The sequence below is a fragment of the Massilia sp. P1_C10 genome (assembly GCF_056406475.1).
The window spans coordinates 61,995-80,793 of the sequence record NZ_JBFUAC010000005.1; the positions used below are offsets into that span (position 1 = coordinate 61,995).

Annotated in this window: 17 protein-coding genes; all 17 read right to left on the reverse strand. The window is 66.2% G+C overall.

Translation table 11 applies throughout. From position 1 onward, the window contains the following. Positions 1–24: 24 nt before the first annotated feature. The 17 genes from AC1D02_RS12495 to uppS all read right to left on the reverse strand — a co-directional run bounded on the left by AC1D02_RS12495 (position 25) and on the right by uppS (position 18,792). Positions 25–606 (reverse strand): DJ-1/PfpI family protein, encoded by a 582-nt coding sequence (locus AC1D02_RS12495; protein ID WP_477317258.1) that lies wholly within the window; start codon positions 604–606, stop codon positions 25–27. 58 nt (positions 607–664) lie between these two features. After that, positions 665–2,974: a hybrid sensor histidine kinase/response regulator gene (locus AC1D02_RS12500; RefSeq protein WP_477317260.1), complete on the reverse strand. Its 2,310-nt coding sequence runs from the start codon at positions 2,972–2,974 to the stop codon at positions 665–667. Then, positions 2,974–4,929: a hybrid sensor histidine kinase/response regulator gene (locus AC1D02_RS12505; RefSeq protein WP_477317262.1), complete on the reverse strand. Its 1,956-nt coding sequence runs from the start codon at positions 4,927–4,929 to the stop codon at positions 2,974–2,976. The genes AC1D02_RS12500 and AC1D02_RS12505 overlap by 1 nt, the downstream gene beginning before the upstream one ends. A gap of 85 nt (positions 4,930–5,014) precedes the next feature. After that, the gene (locus AC1D02_RS12510) at positions 5,015–6,214 is read right to left on the reverse strand and encodes an EAL domain-containing protein (protein WP_477317891.1); all 1,200 of its coding nucleotides are present in this window, start codon (positions 6,212–6,214) and stop codon (positions 5,015–5,017) included. Positions 6,215–6,266: 52 nt separating this feature from the next. Next, positions 6,267–7,052 (reverse strand): TrmH family RNA methyltransferase, encoded by a 786-nt coding sequence (locus AC1D02_RS12515; protein WP_477317264.1) that lies wholly within the window; start codon positions 7,050–7,052, stop codon positions 6,267–6,269. Continuing rightward, a complete protein-coding gene (gene rnhB / locus AC1D02_RS12520) occupies positions 7,049–7,729 on the reverse strand; it encodes a ribonuclease HII (RefSeq protein ID WP_477317266.1) in 681 nt (226 codons plus the stop codon). Before rnhB ends, AC1D02_RS12515 begins: the two co-directional genes overlap by 4 nt. Next, positions 7,726–8,889: a lipid-A-disaccharide synthase gene (gene lpxB / locus AC1D02_RS12525; protein WP_477317268.1), complete on the reverse strand. Its 1,164-nt coding sequence runs from the start codon at positions 8,887–8,889 to the stop codon at positions 7,726–7,728. The genes rnhB and lpxB overlap by 4 nt, the downstream gene beginning before the upstream one ends. Continuing rightward, positions 8,873–9,661, reverse strand: a complete 789-nt coding sequence (lpxA, locus tag AC1D02_RS12530) for an acyl-ACP--UDP-N-acetylglucosamine O-acyltransferase (RefSeq protein WP_477317270.1) — start codon at positions 9,659–9,661, stop codon at positions 8,873–8,875. Before lpxA ends, lpxB begins: the two co-directional genes overlap by 17 nt. A gap of 1 nt (position 9,662) precedes the next feature. After that, a complete protein-coding gene (fabZ, locus tag AC1D02_RS12535) occupies positions 9,663–10,151 on the reverse strand; it encodes a 3-hydroxyacyl-ACP dehydratase FabZ (RefSeq protein ID WP_477317272.1) in 489 nt (162 codons plus the stop codon). Then, entirely contained in the window at positions 10,148–11,197 is a 1,050-nt protein-coding gene (gene lpxD / locus AC1D02_RS12540; protein WP_477317274.1) for a UDP-3-O-(3-hydroxymyristoyl)glucosamine N-acyltransferase, read from the reverse strand. Before lpxD ends, fabZ begins: the two co-directional genes overlap by 4 nt. Before the next feature lie 31 nt (positions 11,198–11,228). Continuing rightward, positions 11,229–11,699 carry an OmpH/Skp family outer membrane protein gene (locus tag AC1D02_RS12545; RefSeq protein ID WP_477317276.1) on the reverse strand — a complete coding sequence of 157 codons (471 nt, stop codon included), beginning with the start codon at positions 11,697–11,699 and terminating at the stop codon, positions 11,229–11,231. Positions 11,700–11,739: 40 nt separating this feature from the next. Next, complete coding sequence (locus AC1D02_RS12550) at positions 11,740–12,213, reverse strand: OmpH/Skp family outer membrane protein (RefSeq protein ID WP_477317278.1); 474 nt, start codon at positions 12,211–12,213, stop codon at positions 11,740–11,742. Between the two features lie 83 nt (positions 12,214–12,296). Next, positions 12,297–14,633, reverse strand: coding sequence for an outer membrane protein assembly factor BamA (gene bamA / locus AC1D02_RS12555; RefSeq protein WP_477317280.1), 2,337 nt, complete (start codon positions 14,631–14,633; stop codon positions 12,297–12,299). 53 nt (positions 14,634–14,686) lie between these two features. Beyond that, positions 14,687–16,027, reverse strand: coding sequence for an RIP metalloprotease RseP (gene rseP, locus AC1D02_RS12560; protein WP_477317282.1), 1,341 nt, complete (start codon positions 16,025–16,027; stop codon positions 14,687–14,689). Further along, entirely contained in the window at positions 16,024–17,199 is a 1,176-nt protein-coding gene (gene ispC, locus AC1D02_RS12565) for a 1-deoxy-D-xylulose-5-phosphate reductoisomerase (protein WP_477317284.1), read from the reverse strand. Before ispC ends, rseP begins: the two co-directional genes overlap by 4 nt. A gap of 9 nt (positions 17,200–17,208) precedes the next feature. Continuing rightward, positions 17,209–18,039, reverse strand: a complete 831-nt coding sequence (locus AC1D02_RS12570) for a phosphatidate cytidylyltransferase (RefSeq protein ID WP_477317286.1) — start codon at positions 18,037–18,039, stop codon at positions 17,209–17,211. Continuing rightward, on the reverse strand, positions 18,040–18,792 hold the full coding sequence (gene uppS / locus AC1D02_RS12575; protein WP_477317288.1) for a polyprenyl diphosphate synthase: 753 nt from the start codon (positions 18,790–18,792) through the stop codon (positions 18,040–18,042). Positions 18,793–18,799: the final 7 nt, after the last annotated feature.

Here is an 18,799-nt window from a genome sequence, read left to right on the forward strand (position 1 = left end):
CCGCAGGTCGGGTCCGACCCTTTCTCATAGCGACACGGTGGTGCCGAGCAGCTTGAGGAACTGTGCAAGCCACGCCGGATGCGCGGGCCATGCGGGCGCCGTCACGAAATTGCCGTCCGTGACGGCGTCCGTGACTTCGATCTCCGCATACTCGCCGCCCGCCAACCGCACTTCGGGCGAGCACGTGGGATAGGCGGAGATTTTCTTGCCGCGGATGACGTCGGCCGCCGCCAGCAGCTGCGCGCCGTGGCACACCGCGGCGATCGGCTTGCCGGCCGCAGCAAACGCCTTCACCAGGTCGATCACCGTGGAATTGAGGCGCAGGTATTCAGGCGCCCGGCCGCCGGCGATCATCAGCGCGTCGTACTTGCCGGCGTCGGCCTCGTCGAACGAGGCGTTCAGCGCGAAAAGGTGGCCCGGCTTTTCAGTGTAGGTTTGGTCGCCCTCGAAGTCGTGGACCGCGGTCTTGATCTTGTCGCCGGCCTTCTTGCCGGGGCAGACCGCGTGCACCGTGTGCCCGACCATCTGCAGCGCCTGGAACGGCACCATCGTTTCGTAGTCTTCCGCAAAATCGCCCGTCAAAAACAGGATTTTCTTCGCTGCCATGGGATTCTCCGTTCGAAAGGTACTTCAATCGAAGGTCCATGATACGCCGCTCGCGCGGTCAGCTGGAGGGAATGGCTTCCAGCAGCAGCGCGAGCTTGCGGGTGTCGATCGGCTTGACCAGGTGGTGGTCGAAGCCGGCCGCCATGGCGTCCTTGCGGTCGCTTTCCTGGCCGTAGCCGGTCACGGCGATCAGCACCGCCGCGTTGGTGGCCGCGTCCTCGCGCAGGCGCTGCGCCAGCTCCAGTCCGCTCATGCCCGGCAGGCCGATATCGAGCAGGCAGGCCTGCGGCCGCCACGCCCGCGCCAGCGCCAGCGCTTCGGCGCCGGCGTGTTCGACCATCACCTGGTGCCCGGCCGCCTTCAGCAGCATGCACAGCATGGCCGCGGCGTCGGCATTGTCATCCACCACCAGGACGCGCAGGCCGTGGACGGCGGCGCGCGCGGCGCCCTCGCCCGGCGTCCCTGTCGCCGGGAGGTCTTCCTGCAGCCGCGCCAGCCGAATGCGGAACTGGCTGCCCTTGCCGACACCGTCGCTGCGGCAGCTCACCGAGCCGCCATGCAGCTCGACCAGGCTCCTGACCAGCGCTAGTCCGAGCCCGAGGCCGCCGGACGAACGATCGGAACTGCGCGCGGCCTGGGTGAACAGGTCGAACACCCGCGGGATCAGGTCCGGCGCCAGTCCGATGCCGTTGTCGGTCACCTTGATCAGCACTTCGGACGGCAGCAATTCGATCGCCAGTTCGACGCGCCCGCCCTCCTGGGTGTATTTGGCGGCGTTATTGAGCAGGTTGGTGACGATCTGCACCAGCCGCTCCTTGTCCGCGGCCACCATCGCGCGGTCGGGCGGCAGTTGCAGCGTCAGCTGGTGATGGCGCGCGCGCACCAGCGGCATCACCTGCTCCGCCGCATCGGTGACGACTTCGCGGCAGTCGACCGGCTGCAGCTCCAGCTCGACCAGGCCGCGCGTGACGCGCGACACGTCGAGCAGGTCGTTCAGCAAGTGGGTCATGTGTTCGGCCTGGCGCGCAATCACTTCGCTGATCTTGCGCACCCGGGCTTCGTCGGGCCGGCCAAGCTGCAGCAGGTCGGCCGCGGCCCGGATCGGCGCCAGCGGATTGCGCAGCTCATGTCCCAGCATCGCCAGGAATTCGTCCTTGGCGCGCGCCGCTTCGACCAGGTCGGCGTTCAGCCGCTCGATCTCCTTGCGCGCCACCACGTGCGGCGTGATGTCGACCGCCATCACCATCAGTCCGTACACGCCGCCCGCCACGCTGCGCAGCGGCGCCAGGTTGAAGCTGAAGTACTTGTCCTGCATCTCGCCGCCGCCGTCTCCGCGCAGGCGCACGTGCGTCTCTTCGGAACGAAACGGCACGCCGGTGCGATACGCCGTCTGGATGGTTTGCAGCAGTTCGGTGCCGGCCATTTCCGGGAACACGTCGAGGAATGCCCTGCCGACGATATCGGCACGGTCGACGATGTTGCAGTAGATCGGGTTGGCCAGGTGGTACACCAGGTCCTCCCCCGCCAGCAGCGCGGTGCCGACCGGCGCATCGGTCAGCAGGCGGTCGCGGTCGGCCCGCGCGATCTCGTGCTTGCGCGCGCTTTCCACCTGCGCGATCGCTTCGCCGATGGAAGCGGTGAACTGTTCGAGGAAAGCGCGGTAGTTGGCGTCGAAGGGCAGCTGTTCGCTCAGCGTGAACGCGATCGCCAGACCGCCCTCGGGCTGCGCGTCGGCGACGCGCAACACCGTCGCCTCGGTGGAATGGCTGCCGGCGTCGCCGATGCGCATCGCCGGAATGTCGGATGCATTGGTCAGCGCCACCGCCTGCGCCTGCGCGATCACGTCCTGGCGCGTGACGCAGGCGCCCAGCGTTCGCGAAAATGCGGCAAGCATCTGCTGGCGCCGCTGGGCCAGCACGCGCGCGGTGGTCTCGGTGCAAATGGTCAGCACGCCGCACAGCGCGCCGCCGTCGTCGAATACCGGCGTGTACGTGTAGCTCCAGTAGACCTCTTCCATCCGGCCGTTGCGCCAGATCGGCACCAGCGCGTCTTCCTTGACGGTCGGCCGGCCGTGCGCGAGCACGGCCTCGATCTGGCCGCCGACGACGGCCCATACGTCCTGCCAGAACGCGACCGCGGGCTGGCCCAGCGCCGCCGGATGGCGGTTTCCCAGGCAGGGCGCGAAAGCGTCGTTGTAGATCTGGACCAGGTCCGCGCCCCACCACAGCAGCATCGGCTGCTCGGCGGCCAGCACCATCGCCATCATGCTCTTGAGCGAAACCGGCCACGCCGAACGCGGCCCCAGCGCGGTCGCCGCCCAGTCGAAGGCCTCGACCCGTTCGCGTACCGTCATCAAGCCCATGTCCATCAGCTGGCCTGCCGCAGTTTCTTGATCACCTCCGACATGCGGTAGGGTTTCGCGAGCAGCTCGAATTTGGAGGTGTCGCCGAATTGGCGCGCCAGTTCGGGCGCGGCATAGCCGGACACCAGCAGCACCTTGAGGTCCGGGTTGATCAGAAGCGCCTCGCGCGCAAGCTCATAGCCGTTCATGCCGGGCATCAGCACGTCCGAAAACAGCACGTCGATATTCGGCGTGCGGCGCAGGATCGCCAGCGCTTCGGCGCCGCTGTTGGCGGAGAAAACGTCGTAGCCAAGGCTCTTGAACTGTTCGACCGCGATGTCGAGCACGTCCGGCTGGTCGTCGACCACCAGCGCCCTGTCATTGCCGTCGTTGGTTTCGAGCGAGGCGCCATTGCCGTCTTCATGGTTCAGCATCGGGAAATACAGCGAGATGCAGGTGCCCTTGCCGATTTCGCTCTGAATCTGCAGCACCCCGCCCGATTGCTGCACCAGGCCGTACGCCTGGCTGAGGCCGAGCCCCGTGCCCTTGCCTACCGGCTTGGTGGTGAAGAAAGGTTCGACCGCGCGCGACACCACGTCGGCGGGCATGCCTATGCCGTTGTCCGACACGGACACCTGCAAGTAAGCGCCTGCCGCGGCGTCGTGGACCTCGTTGTCGGCAAGGATCACGGACTCGGTCCTGATGACCAGCGTGCCGCCGGCCGGCATTGCATCGCACGCATTCGAAATGAGGTTCAGCACCGCCGCTTCGAACTGCACGACGTCGATGCGGACCAGGTTCGGCCGGTCCGACAGCCTCAGTTCCAGCTGTACTTCGGGCGGCACGGCGCGGCGCAGGATGGCCTCGAACTTCTGGATCACCATGTTCAGGTTGAAATCGTCCTGCACCAGCGGCTGCTGGCGCGCGAACGACAGCAACTGCTGCGTCAGCGTTGCGCCGCGCATCGCCGCGCGCTGGATGCTGTCGAGGATCTTCGACGCACTGGCGCTCTTGTGCTCGCGCGACAGCAGCTCGGCGCCGCTGACGATCACGTTGAGAAGGTTATTGAAGTCGTGCGCGATGCCGCCGGTCAGCTTGCCGATCGCTTCCAGCTTCTGCGACTGGAACAGCGCTTCGCGGGTCTTCTCCAGCGTGACCGCCGCTTCGCGCCGCTCGGAGATGTCGCGCGTGATCTTGGCGAAGCCGATCAGCTCACCGTCGTCGTCGCGGATGGCGTCGATCACCACATGGGACCAGAATGTCGTGCCGTCCTTGCGCACGCGCACGCCCTCGTTCTCGAAGCGCCCGTCCTCGCGCGCCCGGGCCAGCGCCCTGGCGGGCAGGCCCGCGATCCGGTCAGGTTCGGTGTAGAAGCGCGAGAAGTGCGTGCCCACCACCTCTTCGGCGCGGTAGCCCTTGATGCGCTCGGCGCCTGCATTCCAATTGGTGACCACGCCCTCGGGCGACAGCATGTAGATGGCGTAGTCCGTCACTCCCTGCACCAGCAGGCGGAACTTCTCCTCGCTCGAATGCATCCGGTCCTGGGCCTGCTTGCGCTCGGTGACGTCGCGCGTGATCTTGGCAAAGCCGACCAGCACGCCCTGCTCGTCGCGAATCGCATCGATCACCACGCTGGCCCAGAAGCGCGTCTTGTCCTTGCGCACGCGCCAGCCCTCTTCTTCGTACTTGCCGGTCGACGCGGCCGTGGCGAGCGCGCGCTGCGGCTTGCCGGACAGCTGGTCCTCGTCGGTGTAGAAGCGGGAGAAGTTGGAGCCGATGATTTCCGCACCGGTGTACTGCTTGAAGCGCTCGGCGCCGGCGTTCCAGGTCACCACCGTGCCGTCCGGCGCCAGTGCGTAGATGGCATAGTCGGTGACGCCGGCGATGAAACGCGCAAGATGGCGCGCATCGGCGGAGGACGCGACCGCGCCGCCTGGCGCGGCGGGGAGTCCGTCCGGCACGGACTGATCGTTAGGGGTCATTCGGCTCTCTTGGACAATTTTCTCGCAACTTGCATACTGTACACGAAATGGCACAAATGCAGCGCGCGGCGGCGCCATGCTGCGATCAGAAAAACTGGCGCCAGTCTTCCAGCCAGCCGGGGAAGGCCGACGCTTCCATCGGGCTGGCGATGTGATAGCCTTGGGCGTAGGTGCAGCCGAGGCCCTGCAGGAAATCCCAGTCTTCCTTGGTCTCGACCCCGACCGCCACCGACATCCGGTCCAGGCTGCGCGCCAGGCCCAGGCAGGAACTGAGCACGGTGCCGAGCGCGCGCTTCTTCGAGGCGCCGTCGACGAAGCTGCGGTCGATCTTCAGTTCCGAAAACGGGATGCGCGCCAGCAGCTGCAGGTTCGAGCGCCCGGTGCCGTAGTCGTCGATCGCCAGGCCGTAGCCGGCCATGCGCAGGCGCACCAGCCGCTCGACGAAATTCGGGTCGGTGGTCAGCACCGACGATTCGGGCATCTCGAAGGTGATGTAGTCGGGCATGACGCGATGGCGCTCGACGCAGGCGGCGATCTGCTGCATGAAGGCCGGATGGGCCAGCGTCTCGGGCGCGAGGTTGATCGAGATCGACATCGGGATGCCCTGGTCGTGGAAGCCGCGGCAGGCCTCGACCGATTTCTCGATCATGCTCCAGTCGAGGAAGTCGATGCGGTTGTTCTGTTCGAGCGCGTCGATGAACGCCGACGGCCCAAGCACGCCGTGCTCGGGATGGCGCCAGCGCGCAAACGCTTCGAGGCCCTTGACCTGGCCCGTCTCGAGTTCGATCTTGGGCTGGAAGAAGGGTTCGAACTGGCGCGCCTGCAGGCCGATGCCAATCTCGGAAAACGTGAAGCTCGGGCCTTTCGGCGCGCGGTCCGCCGGCGCGACCGGGGGCACATAGTTTTCCAGCAGCGCGGCGAGGCGGCTTGCCGTGACCGGCTTGGCGATCGCGCCGAGCAGGTCGAAGCCGTAGGCCTGGGCCATGGTCTCGACCGAGAACATCAGGCCGGCCGGCTGCGCGCCGACCACGATCAGGCGCGCGCGGCACTGCATGCCGGCCAGCGTGCGGATCAGCTCAAGGCCGTCCATGCCGGGCAGCGCCAGGTCGATGATCGCCACGTTGACCGTCGGCGTGAACGAATCCTGGAAACAGCGCAGCGCCGTGTGCCCGTCCGGCACCTCGGTGACCTGGCTGGCGCCAAGCTGGGCGAGCATCTCCACCAGCGAGGCTCGCTGCGAAGGGTCGGCTTCCGCCACCAGAAAATGCAAATGCGCGATGTCCATCATTACTCCACTTGGCTCCAGGTGAAAGATTAACCCAGAGCAACGACAGCGTCTACGCCTGATTTTGCCGCAGTTGTTCAAAAAAGCACACCGCGGCGCAGGCGGCCACGTTCAGCGACTCGATCTGGCCCAGGTGCGGGATCACCACCCGGTGGGTCGCCAGGGCCAGCAGGTCGTCGGCCACGCCCTGCCCTTCGTGCCCCATCAGCCAGGCCACCGGCTGGCGCAGGTCGACGTCGTACAGGCGCTGGGTCGCGTAGCCGCTGGTGGCCAGCACCGCCACCCTGGACGCCTTCACCAGTTCGGCCAGGTCGACGTTCTCGTAAATCTCCAGCACAAAGTGGGCGCCCATCGCCGCGCGCAGCACCTTGGGCGACCAGCAGAACGCCGTGCCGGCGCTGCAGTAGACCTGGCCGATGCCGGCCGCCGCGGCGCTGCGCAGGATCGAGCCGACGTTGCCGGGGTCCTGCAGGTTGTCCAGCAGGACCGCCGATTTGGTCAGGGCGCCGTCGATCGCCCGCACCGGGGTGTCGACCAGGAACATCAGGCCGACGCCGTGTTCGACCTGGGTGACGGCGTTGTACAGCGCGTCCGGCAGCAGCGTCACGTGCGCGTGCAGCTCCTCGCAGCGGCGCACGATGGGCGACACCTCGGGGTTGTGCAAGGCGCCTTCGCTGACGATGCACTGCAACGGCGCGCCGCGAAGTTCCAGCCAGGACTGGCACAGGTGCACGCCGTCGAGCAAGGTGCGGCCGGCCTTGCGGCGCGCCTGCGAACTGGTCGCCAGGTGCTTGAGCTCCTTGTACAGCGGATTGTCGCGCGAGGTGATCGACTTCATTCCTCGTCCTCCAGGCTGAAGTCGAGCGGCAGGGTTTCGAACAGGATCTCGCCGGCCAGCGCGGCGCGCACCGGGGCGAACGAGCGGCGGTGCACCGGGCAGGCGCCGAACTCGCGCAGGCGCTCCATGTGCATCTTCGTGCTGTAGCCCTTGTGCTGGTCGAATCCGTACTGCGGATACTGCGCGTGCAGCACCACCAGCGCGGCGTCGCGCGCGGTCTTGGCCAGGATCGAGGCGGCGGAAATCGCGTGCACCTTGTCGTCGCCTTCGACGATCGGGTGGCAGCGCACCGTCATGACCGGGCTGCGGTTGCCGTCGATCAGGGCGATGGTCGGCGCCGTCTTGAGCGCCTCCACCGCGCGCTTCATCGCCAGCATGGTGGCGTTGAGGATGTTGATGGCGTCGATCTCTTCGTGCGAGCACTCGGCGATCGCCCACGCCAGCGCGCATTCCTTGATCTGCGGCGCCAGCTCGTCGCGCCGCTCGGCGGTCAGCTTCTTCGAATCGCGCAGGCCATCGATCGGGCGGCGCGGGTCGAGGATCACGGCAGCCGCGAACACCGGGCCGGCCAGGGGCCCGCGCCCCGCCTCGTCGACGCCGCAGACGATGTCGTCCAGCGTGAACGGGTACTGGGACTTCTTCAGCCCGGGATAAAAATTGATTTTCTTTTTCGTCATGATGAATGTGGTGCGTCGATGATGCGCATGACGGCGGCGGCGCTTTCCTGCGCGCTGTTGCGCAGCAGGCTGTGATGCATGTCGGTGAATCGCTGCACCAGCCGCAGGCGGCCGGGGGCGTCGTTCAGCTGCTTCCACACCGCGTCGGCCAGCGCCTGCGGCGTGGCGGCGTGCTGCAGAAGTTCGGGCACGAGGAATTCGCGCGCCAGGATGTTCGGCAGGCCGATCCACGGCTGGTAGCCCATGTGGCGCATGATCTGCCAGGACGCCGCCATCACCTTGTAGGCGATCACCATCGGCTTCTTGAACAGCGCCACTTCCAGCGTCGCCGTGCCCGAGGCGACCAGCACCGCGTCGGCCGCGCAGATCGCCGTGTGCGAATGGTCGGTGAGCGAAATTTCGACGTCGCCGAGGCCGGCCTTCGCCACCAGTTCGCCGAAATAGGCGCGCTGGCGTTCGCCGGCCATCGGCACGACGAATTTCAGGCCGGGATCGCGTTCGGCCAGCAGCTTGACCGCGCCGACGAAGGGCTCGGCCAGGTACTTGAGTTCGCCCATGCGGCTGCCCGGCATCACCGTCACCACGCGGGCGCCGGCGTCGATGCCGAGCGCCTGGCGCGCCGCGGCCTGGTCGGGCTGCAACGGGATCATCTCGGCCAGCGGATGCCCGATGTAGGTGACCGGTACGCCGGCCTGCCGGTAGATCTCTTCCTCGAACGGGAAGATCACCAGCATGTGCGAGACCGCTTTCTGGATCTTCTTGATGCGCCCGCCCCGCCAGGCCCAGATCTGCGGGCTGACGAAGTGCACGGTCGGGATGCCGGCTTCCTTCAGCTGCATTTCGAGGCCGAGGTTGAAGCCCGGGTAGTCGGCGCCGATGAACACCGCCGGCCGCTCGGCCAGCAGGCGGTCGCGCAGCGCGTTCTGGATGCCCTTGATCTCGCGGTAGCGGGGAATGACTTCGAACAGGCCGCGCACTGTCAGCGTGTCCATTGGAACGTCGGACTCGAAGCCCTGCTCGATCATGCGCGGCCCGCCGATGCCGTGGAAACGCGCATCGGGCAGGTGCGGACGCAGGCCGGCCAGCAGGCGCCCGGCAAGCATGTCGCCGGACACCTCGCCGGCAACCAGCGCTACCGAAATGTCAGCGGACGATGCCACGGGTCGCGGCTCCGAGGAACTCGCGGAAGGCGCGCAGCTGCGGCGCGGTGTCGGCGTTCGCCGCTTCCTGTTCGGCCAGCGCGGCCTTGGCTTCTTCCAGCGACAGGCCGGAGCGGTAGATGGTCTTGTAGGCGCCGCGGATGGCGTCGACCTGCGGGCGCGAGAAGCCGCGCCGCTTGATGCCTTCGATGTTGACGCCGCGCGCGCCGGCCGGGTTGCCCGAGACGAGCACGAACGGCGGCACGTCCTGGGTAAGGCTGGTGTACATGCCGATGAAGGCGTGCGCGCCGATCTTGCAGAACTGGTGCACGCCGGCGTAGCCCGACAGGATGGCCCAGTCGCCCACTTCGACGTGGCCCGCCAGCTGGGCGTTGTTCGAGAAGATCGTGTTGCTGCCGACCTGGCAGTCGTGCGCCAGGTGGACGTAAGCCGAGATCCAGTTGTCGTTGCCGAGCCGGGTCACGCCGGCGTCCTGCGCGGTGCCGAGGTTGAAGGTGCAGAACTCGCGCACGGTGTTGCGGTGGCCGACTTCGAGGCGGGTCGGCTCGCCGGACCACTTCTTGTCCTGCGGCGCCGCGCCGATCGAGGAGAACTGGAAGAACTTGTTGTCCTCGCCGATGGTGGTGTGGCCTTCGATGACCACGTGCGGTCCCACCACGGTGCGCGCGCCGATCGACACGTTGGGGCCGATGATCGAGTACGGGCCGACTTCCACCGTGCTGTCGAGTTGCGCCTTCGGGTCGACGATGGCGCTGGGATGGATCAATGCCATGTTACTGTCCCGCCGCCTTGCTCGCGTCGTCGGTGGCGCGGATGGTGCACATCAAGTCCGCTTCCAGCGCGACCGCGCCGTCGACCGTGCCGACCGCCTTGTACTTCCAGATGCCGCGCGACACGCGCACGATCTCGACGTCCATCTTCAGCTGGTCGCCAGGGCCCACCGGGCGCTTGAAGCGCGCGTTGTCGATGCCGACGAAGTAGACCACCGAGTTCTCGTCCGGCTGCACGCCCATCGTCAGGAACGACAGGATCGCGGCGGTCTGAGCCAGCGCTTCGATCATCAAGACGCCCGGCATCACCGGCTTGTGCGGGAAGTGGCCGTTGAAGAATTCTTCGTTGACGGTGACGTTCTTGATCGCGGTGATCGACTTGTTCGCTTCCCAGGTAAGCACGCGGTCGACCAGCAGCAGCGGGTAACGGTGCGGCAGCAGCTTCTTGATGGCGCAGATGTCGAGGGTCTTGTTTTCGGAAGTGGTGGTCATGATTTGTCTGTCAGTGTTTTGATTGTTTTTTCGAGCGCCCGGATTTTATCCCGCATGGCGTCCAGATTGCGAACGATTGCCGCACTTTTTTCCCAGTCGGCGTTCTTGGCCAATGGGTAAAATCCCGTGTACTGCCCCGCTTCGAGGATCGAGCGCGACACCATGCTGCCCGACGAAATGTGCACGCGGTCGGCGATGGTCAGGTGGCCCAGCACCATCGCGGCGCCCCCAAAAGTACAGTACTTGCCGATCTTCGCCGAGCCGGCCACGCCGACGCAGCCGGCCATCGCGGTGTGCGCGCCGATGTGGCAGTTGTGGCCGATCTGGATCTGGTTGTCCAGCTTGACGCCGTCTTCGATGACGGTGTCGGCCAGCGCGCCGCGGTCGATGGTGGTATTGGCGCCGATATCGACGTCGTCGCCGATGATCACGCGGCCGGTCTGCGGAATCTTGATGTAGACGCCGCCCTCGTTGGCGAAGCCGAAACCGTCGGTGCCGATCACGGCGCCCGAATGAATGATGCCACGCTTGCCGATCTGGCAGCGCGCGTGGAAGGTGGCGTTGGCGAACAGCTGGGTGCCCTCGCCGATCACGGCGTCCTTGCCGACGAAGCAGCCGGCCCCGATCACCGCGCCGGCCTTGACGATGGCGCCCGCTTCGATGGTCGCCCGCGGCCCGACGTGGGCGCCGGGGTCGACCTGGGCGCCGGCGGCGACGCTGGCGCTCGGATCGATGCCCGGCGCGGGCGGCACTTCAACGAGCGACGCGAAATACTGCGCGGCGCGGGCGAAATACACGTAAGGGTTGGGCGCGACGATGCGCGCGCCGGCGTACGAGGCGGCGACGAATGCATCGTCGGCGCCCGACACGATCAGCGCGGCGGCGCCGCTGGCGGCCGCCTGCGCGCGCAGTTTGCTGTTGGAGAGGAAGCTGATGTGATCGGCCCCGGCGTCCGCCAATGGGGCGATCCCGCTCACTTCGAGGTTCGGGTCTCCCACCAGCTGGCCGCCCAAGCGTTCGACCAATTCACCCAGTCGCGTGCCCATCTGGTTGTCCGTTCGATGTCTGGTCAAGCGCTTATTTGTCGAGCTGCTTGATGATGTTGTCGGTGATGTCCACGCCCGGCCGCGCCCACAGCACGTCGCGGAACAGGACCACGTCGATTTTTTCCTGTTCGGCGAAGCGGCCGATCAGCGCATGCGCCCTGGCGGTAATCAGTTCGCGTTCTTCGTTCTTGCGGTGCTGCAGGTCGTCGCGGTAGGCGATTTCCTTGCGCCGCGCCTCGGCGTCGAGGTCGTACACCTCGCGGCGGCGGCGCGTGCGTTCCGGCTCGGCCATGCCGGCCTCGTCGGCCTCGTACTTGTCGGACAGCTTGCGCAGGCGCGCGACCATCTCCGCGTTGGCCTTGGCGCGGCCGGAAAACTCGGCCGCGATGCGGGCGTCGGCCGCCTTGGCCTGCTTCGTCTCCGAGTACAGGCGTTCGGGCGCGACGTAGACCACCCGTGCCGGGCCGCCTTGCGCATGCGCCACGGCTCCCAGTACCAGCAAACCCAGCGCGCTCCATCTGATTCTAAGAAGTGTCACGTATTTATTTGTCGAGCAGCTTGATGATCTTGTCGGTGATGTCGATGCGCGGGCTGGTCCAGGCCGATTCCTGCAGCACCACGTCGAGGTGCTCCTGCTCGGCGATCTGTTCGATCAGCTTGTAGGCTTTCTGGGCGATGTTGGCGCGCTCTTCGCTTTTACGCTGCAGCAGGTCCTCGTTGAACTCGCGCTGGGTGCGCTGGACGTCCTTTTCCAGGTCCGCCACTTCGCGGTAGCGGCGGGTGCGTTCCGGCTCGACCAGGGTCGGCGCGTCGGCGTCGAGCTTTTCCGACAGCGTCTTCAGGCGCGCCAGCATGTCTCGGTTGGCCTTCTGGCGCTTGGAAAACTCCGCCTCGATCTTGGCGTCGGCCGCTTTGGCCAGCTTCGAGTCGGTCATCAGGCGCTCGGTGAAGACGAAACCAATGCGGCTCGGCGCGGTCTGCGCCTGCGCCAGCGAACATGCGCACAAGGCGGCCATGGCGAGCGCTCTGGGCAGCAAGGCAGTCACAGTTTTCAACATAATTCTCCGCTATCTGGATAGTCTAAGTCGACAAGCAAGGATCAGAAACCGGTACCCATCTGGAACTGGAAGCGTTCCAGGCGGTCGCCGAACTTCGCATTCAACGGCTTAGCATAACTCAACTTCAAGGGGCCGACCGGCGAGATCCAGCTTACGCCCAAACCGGTCGAGTAACGCAGCTCCGACAGGCGCATCTTCTGGTTTTCCTGGTACACCTGGCCGGCGTCGAAGAAGCCGAACCAGCGCAGGCTCTTGTCGGTGCCGCCGCCCGGGAACGGCATCTGCAGTTCGGCATTGCCGATCAGGCGCTTGGCGCCGCCCAGCGCGTCGCCGAAGTGGGTGTCGACCACGCCCAGCGAGGAGCTGGTGTAGCCGCGCACCGAACCGATGCCGCCGGCGTAGAAGTTCTTGAAGACCGGGTAGCTGGTGCCGCGGATGCCGTGGCCGTAATCGAGCTCGCCCTTCAGGGCCAGCGTGATCGAACGCGTCAGCGGACGGTACCACTGCTGCTCGTACACCGCGCGGTAGTACTTCGAGTTGCCGACCAGGTCGAGCTCGAGGTTGGCGCGCTGGAAGCGGCCGGCCGTCGGCGTGATCGCGCTGTCGCGGCTGTCGCGCGCCCAGGCGGCCGTCAGCGGCAGCGAATTGGTGGTGGCCGATCCCACGCCGCCCGGAATGTGGGAGAACTGCGCCACGTAGTCCTTGTAGCGCTGCGGGCTCGTGTCGTCGGTCTCGATGGTGGTGCGTTCCACGCCGGCGCCGAAGTACACGGTGTCGGTCTCGGAGAACGGCACGCCGAAGCTCATGCGCCCGCCAGTCTGCTTGACGGTGAAGCTGCCGGTGTTGAGCGCCGGCGGACGGGTGGTGCGCAGGTACACCTCGAACGAACGCGAGATGCCGTCGTCGGTGAAGTAGGGATTGGTCTGCGAGAACGCGATGGTGCGGCTGTAGCGGCTGGTGTTCAGCTCGATGCCGACGGTGTTGCCGCTGCCGGCGAAGTTGGCCTGCTGGATCGCCGCGGTGAAGGTGAACTTCTCGGCCTGCGAGAACGCGCCGCCGATCATGAAGTTACCGGTCGGCTTCTCGACCACGGTCAGGTTGATGTCGACCTGGTCGGAGGTGCCCTGCGCTTCCGGCGTGTCGACGGTGACGTCCTTGAAGTAGCCGAGGCGGTCGACGCGGTCGCGCGACAGCTTGATCTTGTTGCCGTCGTACCAGGAGCCCTCGAACTGGCGGAACTCGCGGCGAATGACTTCGTCGCGCGTGGTGGTGTTGCCGACGATGTTCATGTGGCGCACATAGGCGCGCTTGCCCGGATCGATGAAGAAGGTGAACGCGACTTCGCGCTTTTCGCGGTCGATTTCGGGATTCGCGTTGACGTTGGCGAAGGCGTAGCCGAAGGTGCCGAGGCGGTCGGCGATGCGCTTGTTCGAATCGGTCAGGCGTTCGCCCGAATAGGTCATGCCGGGTTTCAGCAGCAGCAGCGACTTCAGTTCCTCTTCGCGGCCGAACATCTCGCCATCGAGCTTGACCGCCGAGACGGTGTACTTCTCGCCTTCGGTGATGTTAATCGTCAGGTAGATGTCTTTCTTGTCGGGCGTGATCGAGACCTGGGTCGATTCGATGTTCACTTCGAGGTAGCCGCGGTTCAGGTAGAACGACTTGAGCGCCTCGATGTCGCCGGTCAGCTTGGTCTTCGAATACTGGTCGGCCTTCGAGTACCAGGTGAACCAGCCGGACGTGGACAGCGCCATCGTCTCGCGCAGCTCCTTGTCGCTGAAGTGCTTGTTGCCGACGATGTTGATGCCGCGGATGCGCGCGATGTCGCCTTCGTCCACGTTGAACATGACGGTGACGCGGTTACGCTCGATCGGCGTGATGGTGGTGGTGATCTTGACGCCGTACAGGCCGTGCGAGAGGTACTGGCGCTTGAGCTCCTGCTCGGCGCGGTCGACCGATGCCTTGTCGAAGATCTTCGCTTCGCCGACGCCGATTTCCTTGAGCGCCTTGACCAGCACGTCCTTCTCGAATTCCTTGGTGCCGGTGAAGTCCACGGTGGAGATCGCCGGACGCTCTTCAACCAGCACGACCAGCACGCCGTTTTCTTCTTCCAGGCGCACGTCCTTGAAGAAGCCGGTCGCGTACAGCGCCTTGATTGCGGTGATGCTCTTCTCATCGTCGAAGGTTTCGCCCACGCGCACCGGCAGGTAGGTAAACACGGTGCCGGCTTCGGTGCGCTGGATCCCTTCGACGCGGATGTCCTTGACGACAAACGGATTGACTGCGAGTGCATGGCCGGCGCACAGGGCCAGGGCGGCGGCGCCGATCAAACTGCGGCGAAAGAATGGCAGGGCAAAACGATCTGAATGTAATTTCATTGGCAAAATCAATGGTCAATCATAAGACAGCGTACATGTTCGAAAGACGCCGGCTACAGCAGCCGGACGACGTCGTTGAAGACAGCTAGCGCCATCAGCAGGACCAGCAAGCCGATCCCGGCGCGCTGCGCGAAGGCCCCAATCCGCTCGGGCAAGGGGCGGCCGGTCAAAACTTCCAGCGAATAATACAGCAAATGTCCCCCATCCAGCACCGGAATTGGTAACAGATTCATCACGCCGAGGCTGATGCTGATGAAGGCGACGAAGCTCAAAAACACCTGCGCGCCCATCAGGGCGGTGCGCCCCGCGTAATCGGCGATGGTGATAGGGCCGGTGACGTTCTTCAGCGAGACCTCGCCGGTGATCATCTTGCCGATCATCTTGATGGTGAGGACGCTGGTGTCCCAGGTCTTGACCGAGGCCTTGGCGACCGCTTCGAACGGGCCGTAGGACACCGTCACCATCTCCGGCGCCATGCTGGTCATGACCTTGATCGCCCACAGCTTGCGGGATGCGTCGAACTCGGGCGCCACGGTCAGCGCGAACGGGCTGCCGGCGCGCAGGCCTTCGAGCGCGAGCGGGCGCCCGCCGGAAGCGCGCACCGCTTCGACCAGCGCCAGGCCGTCGATCACGCTCTTGCCGTCGATGGCCGTCACCAGGTCGCGCGGCTGCAGGCCGGCTTTCGCGCCGGGACCGCCGGCGATGACCTGCTCGATCACCGCCTTCGGCAGGCCGGGACCGAAACCGAGGCGCGTCATGACGTCGCCTTCCACATCGAGGCCGGCGAACGCGCGGCTCGGGATGACCGCGGCGAACTGGCCGCCCTGCGCCTGGCGCACGTCGAGGCGCGCCTCGTGCTGGTCGACGATGGCGTCCACCAGCTCCCAGCGCATTTCGTCCCAGCTGGCGACAGGCTTGCCGTTGACCGCGACGACATGCTCGCCGCCGCGCAGGCCGGCCGCGTAAGCCGCCGACGTTTCGGCCGGCGCGCGCAGTTTGGTCGACGGCTCGACCGAGCCGTACATCGACAGGCCGGCGTAGACGACGATCGCGAGCAGGAAGTTGGCCAGCGGGCCGGCGGCGACGATGGCGATGCGGCGCCAGACGCTCTGGCGGGTGAATTCGTGGAGCAGGTCGGCCTCGGTCATGCTTGGCGCGTCCGGGTCGCGCGAGTCGAGCATCTTGACGTAGCCGCCCAGCGGCAGCGCCGAAATGGCCCATTCGGTCTGGTCGGGGCCGAAGCGGCGCGACCAGACGATCTTGCCCATGCCGACCGAGAAGCGCAGCACCTTCACGCCGCACAGGCGCGCCACGACGTAATGTCCCAGCTCGTGGAAGATGATCAGCGGACCGAGCGCCAGCAGCAGCGCGAGCACCTTGACGATCAGGGTCATCGCACCAGCCCGGCGACGATGCGCTGCGCCGCGGCGCGCGCCAGCGCGTCCTGCGCCATCACCGCCTCGATGCTGCTGGCGGCGCCGTGCGCGTTTTCGTGCATCACTCGGGCGATCACGCGGTCGATGTCGCGGAAGCCGATGCGGCGATCGAGGAACGCTTCGACCGCCACTTCATTGGCCGCGTTGAGCAGCGCCGGCGAGGTGCCGCCGGCGACCAGCGCCTCGAACGCCAGCGCCAGGCACGGGAAGCGCGCGAAGTCGGGCTTCTCGAACTGCAGCGTGCCGATGGTGGTCAGGTCGAGCTGCCCTACTCCGGATTCGATCCGCTCAGGGAAGGCCAGCGCGTGGGCGATCGGCGTGCGCATGTCGGGGTTGCCCAGTTGCGCCAGCACCGAGCCGTCGACGTAGGACACCATCGAGTGGATTACGCTTTGCGGATGGATCACCACCTCGATCTGCGACGCGGGCGCGCCGAACAGCCAGTGCGCCTCGATCACTTCGAGGCCCTTGTTCATCATGGTGGCCGAGTCGACCGAGATCTTGCGGCCCATCGACCAGTTGGGGTGTTTGCAGGCCTGTTCCGGCGTGACCTCTTCCAGCGTCTCGACCGCGCGCGCGAGGAAGGGGCCGCCGGACGCGGTCAGCAAAATCTTGGCAACGCCGGCGCTTTCGGGCGAACGTGCGTACGACTGCGGCAGCGACTGGAAAATCGCATTGTGCTCGCTGTCGATCGGCAGCAAAATTGCACCATTTTGGTGCACTGCATCCATGAACAATTGGCCGGACATGACCAGCGCTTCCTTGTTGGCGAGCAGGATCTTCTTGCCGGCCCGCGCGGCGGCCAGGGTCGGCGCCAGGCCGGCTGCGCCGACGATGGCGGCCATCACGGTGTCGGCTTCGGCGGCCACTTCGCACAGCGCTTGTTCACCGTACGAGACGTCGCAGCGGATGTCCTTCGCGCGCAGCAGTTCGGACAGGCGCGCGGCCGCGCCGGCCGTGCCGACCACCGCGCGGGCCGGGCGAAACTGCGCGCATTGCGCGGCCAGTTCCTCGACCTTGCCGTGCGCGGTCAGCGCGTGGACTTTATATTTGTCGGGATGACGGGCGAGCACGTCGAGGGTCGACACACCGATCGAGCCGGTGGCGCCTAGGATGGTGATGTGTTGCATGGTGTGCCTTTAGAGCCAGGTGTCGATCAGCGCTGCCAGCGGCAATACGGGGATCAGGGCGTCGATCCGGTCCAGCACTCCGCCGTGGCCGGGCAGCAGGCTGCTGCTGTCCTTGACGCCGGCGCGGCGCTTCAACTGGGATTCGAACAGGTCGCCGACGATGCTCGCGGCGACGATCACCGCCAGTATGCCCGCCAGCGCGGCCCACCCGAACTTGGACTGGACGTGCACCGCGAAGGTGTCGGCCAGCGCGGCGCCGCCGAAGACCACGGTCAGCGCGGCGATGACGAACACCGCGATGGCGCCGCCGATCGCGCCTTCCCAGGATTTGCCGGGAGAGATCGATGGTGCGAGTTTGTGCTTGCCGAACGCCTTGCCCGCCGCGTAGGCGCCGATGTCGGCGATCCATACCAGCGCCATCACCGACAGCAGGTAGATGGGCGAATGGCGGAACAGCGCGACGATGGCGGCGAAGCAGGCGACGATCGCGATCGCGTAGGTCACCGACAGCATGGTGTTGGCGGTGGTGGCCAGCGCCGGCAGGCCGATCTTCAGCGACGGCGCCAGGCGCAGCAGCCAGATCAGCGCGCTGATGGCGAACCAGAACGTCATGACGGTCCGGGGAGCGATGAAGAAGGCGTAGGCGAAGGCAGCGGTCCAGGCGGCGGCGATCAGCAGCGCGCGGCTCGAATCGGGATTAAACAGGCGAAAGCCTTCCCACATCGCGGCGCCGAAGAACACCGTGACCACCACCGCGAACGCGATCGCGTTGTCGAAGTAAAGCACCGGCAGCAATACCGCCAGCAACGCGACCGCCGTGATGATCCGGGTCTTGAGCATTTATTTTTTCTTTTCGGCCAGTTGGTCGCCGGTGCGGCCGAAACGGCGTTCGCGGCCTTGATACGAGGAGATCGCCGCGTCCAGCGACTGGGTCGAGAAATCCGGCCAGAAGGTGTCGGTGAAATACAGCTCCGAATACGCCAGTTGCCACAGCAGGAAGTTGGAGATGCGCTCTTCCCCGCCGGTGCGGATGAACAGGTCCGGCTCGGGCGCGTACGCCATCGCCAGGTGCTCGGCCAGCTGCTCCTCGGTGAAATCGTTTACACCCGGATGCGCGGCCACCATTTTGCCGGTGGCCTGCATGATGTCCCAGCGCCCGCCGTAGTTGGCGCAGATGGTCAGGGTCAGGCGCGTGTTGTTGGCGGTGCGGCGCTCGGCGCTGGCGATCATCTCGCGCAGCTTGGCGTCGAAGCGCGACAGGTCGCCGACGACCTTGAGGCGGATGTCGTTGGCATGCATCTTCGCCACTTCGCGTTCGAGCGCGGTGACGAACAGGCGCATCAGCAGCGACACTTCCTCTTCCGGACGGCGCCAGTTCTCCGACGAGAACGCGAACAGGGTCAGGTACTCGATGCCGCGTTCGACGCAGGCCTCGACGCAGTCGCGCACCGCTTCCACGCCCTTGACGTGGCCGGCGACGCGCGGCAGCAGCCGCTTGGTGGCCCAGCGGCCGTTGCCGTCCATGATGATCGCCACGTGCCGGGGCACCTTGGCGACTTCAGGGACGGCGGTGGTGGAACTCTTGAAAATCATCTGGCGC

What these genes read in the sequence shown, in the direction of transcription:
- AC1D02_RS12495 (WP_477317258.1), bottom strand. Translation starts at nt 606, where the DNA reads ATGGCAGCGAAGAAAATCCTGTTTTTGACGGGCGATTTTGCGGAAGAC.
- AC1D02_RS12500 (WP_477317260.1), bottom strand. Translation starts at nt 2,974, where the DNA reads ATGGACATGGGCTTGATGACGGTACGCGAACGGGTCGAGGCCTTCGAC.
- AC1D02_RS12505 (WP_477317262.1), bottom strand. Translation starts at nt 4,929, where the DNA reads ATGACCCCTAACGATCAGTCCGTGCCGGACGGACTCCCCGCCGCGCCA.
- AC1D02_RS12510 (WP_477317891.1), bottom strand. Translation starts at nt 6,214, where the DNA reads ATGGACATCGCGCATTTGCATTTTCTGGTGGCGGAAGCCGACCCTTCG.
- AC1D02_RS12515 (WP_477317264.1), bottom strand. Translation starts at nt 7,052, where the DNA reads ATGAAGTCGATCACCTCGCGCGACAATCCGCTGTACAAGGAGCTCAAG.
- rnhB (WP_477317266.1), bottom strand. Translation starts at nt 7,729, where the DNA reads ATGACGAAAAAGAAAATCAATTTTTATCCCGGGCTGAAGAAGTCCCAG.
- lpxA (WP_477317270.1), bottom strand. Translation starts at nt 9,661, where the DNA reads ATGGCATTGATCCATCCCAGCGCCATCGTCGACCCGAAGGCGCAACTC.
- fabZ (WP_477317272.1), bottom strand. Translation starts at nt 10,151, where the DNA reads ATGACCACCACTTCCGAAAACAAGACCCTCGACATCTGCGCCATCAAG.
- lpxD (WP_477317274.1), bottom strand. Translation starts at nt 11,197, where the DNA reads ATGGGCACGCGACTGGGTGAATTGGTCGAACGCTTGGGCGGCCAGCTG.
- AC1D02_RS12550 (WP_477317278.1), bottom strand. Translation starts at nt 12,213, where the DNA reads ATGGCCGCCTTGTGCGCATGTTCGCTGGCGCAGGCGCAGACCGCGCCG.
- bamA (WP_477317280.1), bottom strand. Translation starts at nt 14,633, where the DNA reads ATGAAATTACATTCAGATCGTTTTGCCCTGCCATTCTTTCGCCGCAGT.
- rseP (WP_477317282.1), bottom strand. Translation starts at nt 16,027, where the DNA reads ATGACCCTGATCGTCAAGGTGCTCGCGCTGCTGCTGGCGCTCGGTCCG.
- ispC (WP_477317284.1), bottom strand. Translation starts at nt 17,199, where the DNA reads ATGCAACACATCACCATCCTAGGCGCCACCGGCTCGATCGGTGTGTCG.
- AC1D02_RS12570 (WP_477317286.1), bottom strand. Translation starts at nt 18,039, where the DNA reads ATGCTCAAGACCCGGATCATCACGGCGGTCGCGTTGCTGGCGGTATTG.
- uppS (WP_477317288.1), bottom strand. Translation starts at nt 18,792, where the DNA reads ATGATTTTCAAGAGTTCCACCACCGCCGTCCCTGAAGTCGCCAAGGTG.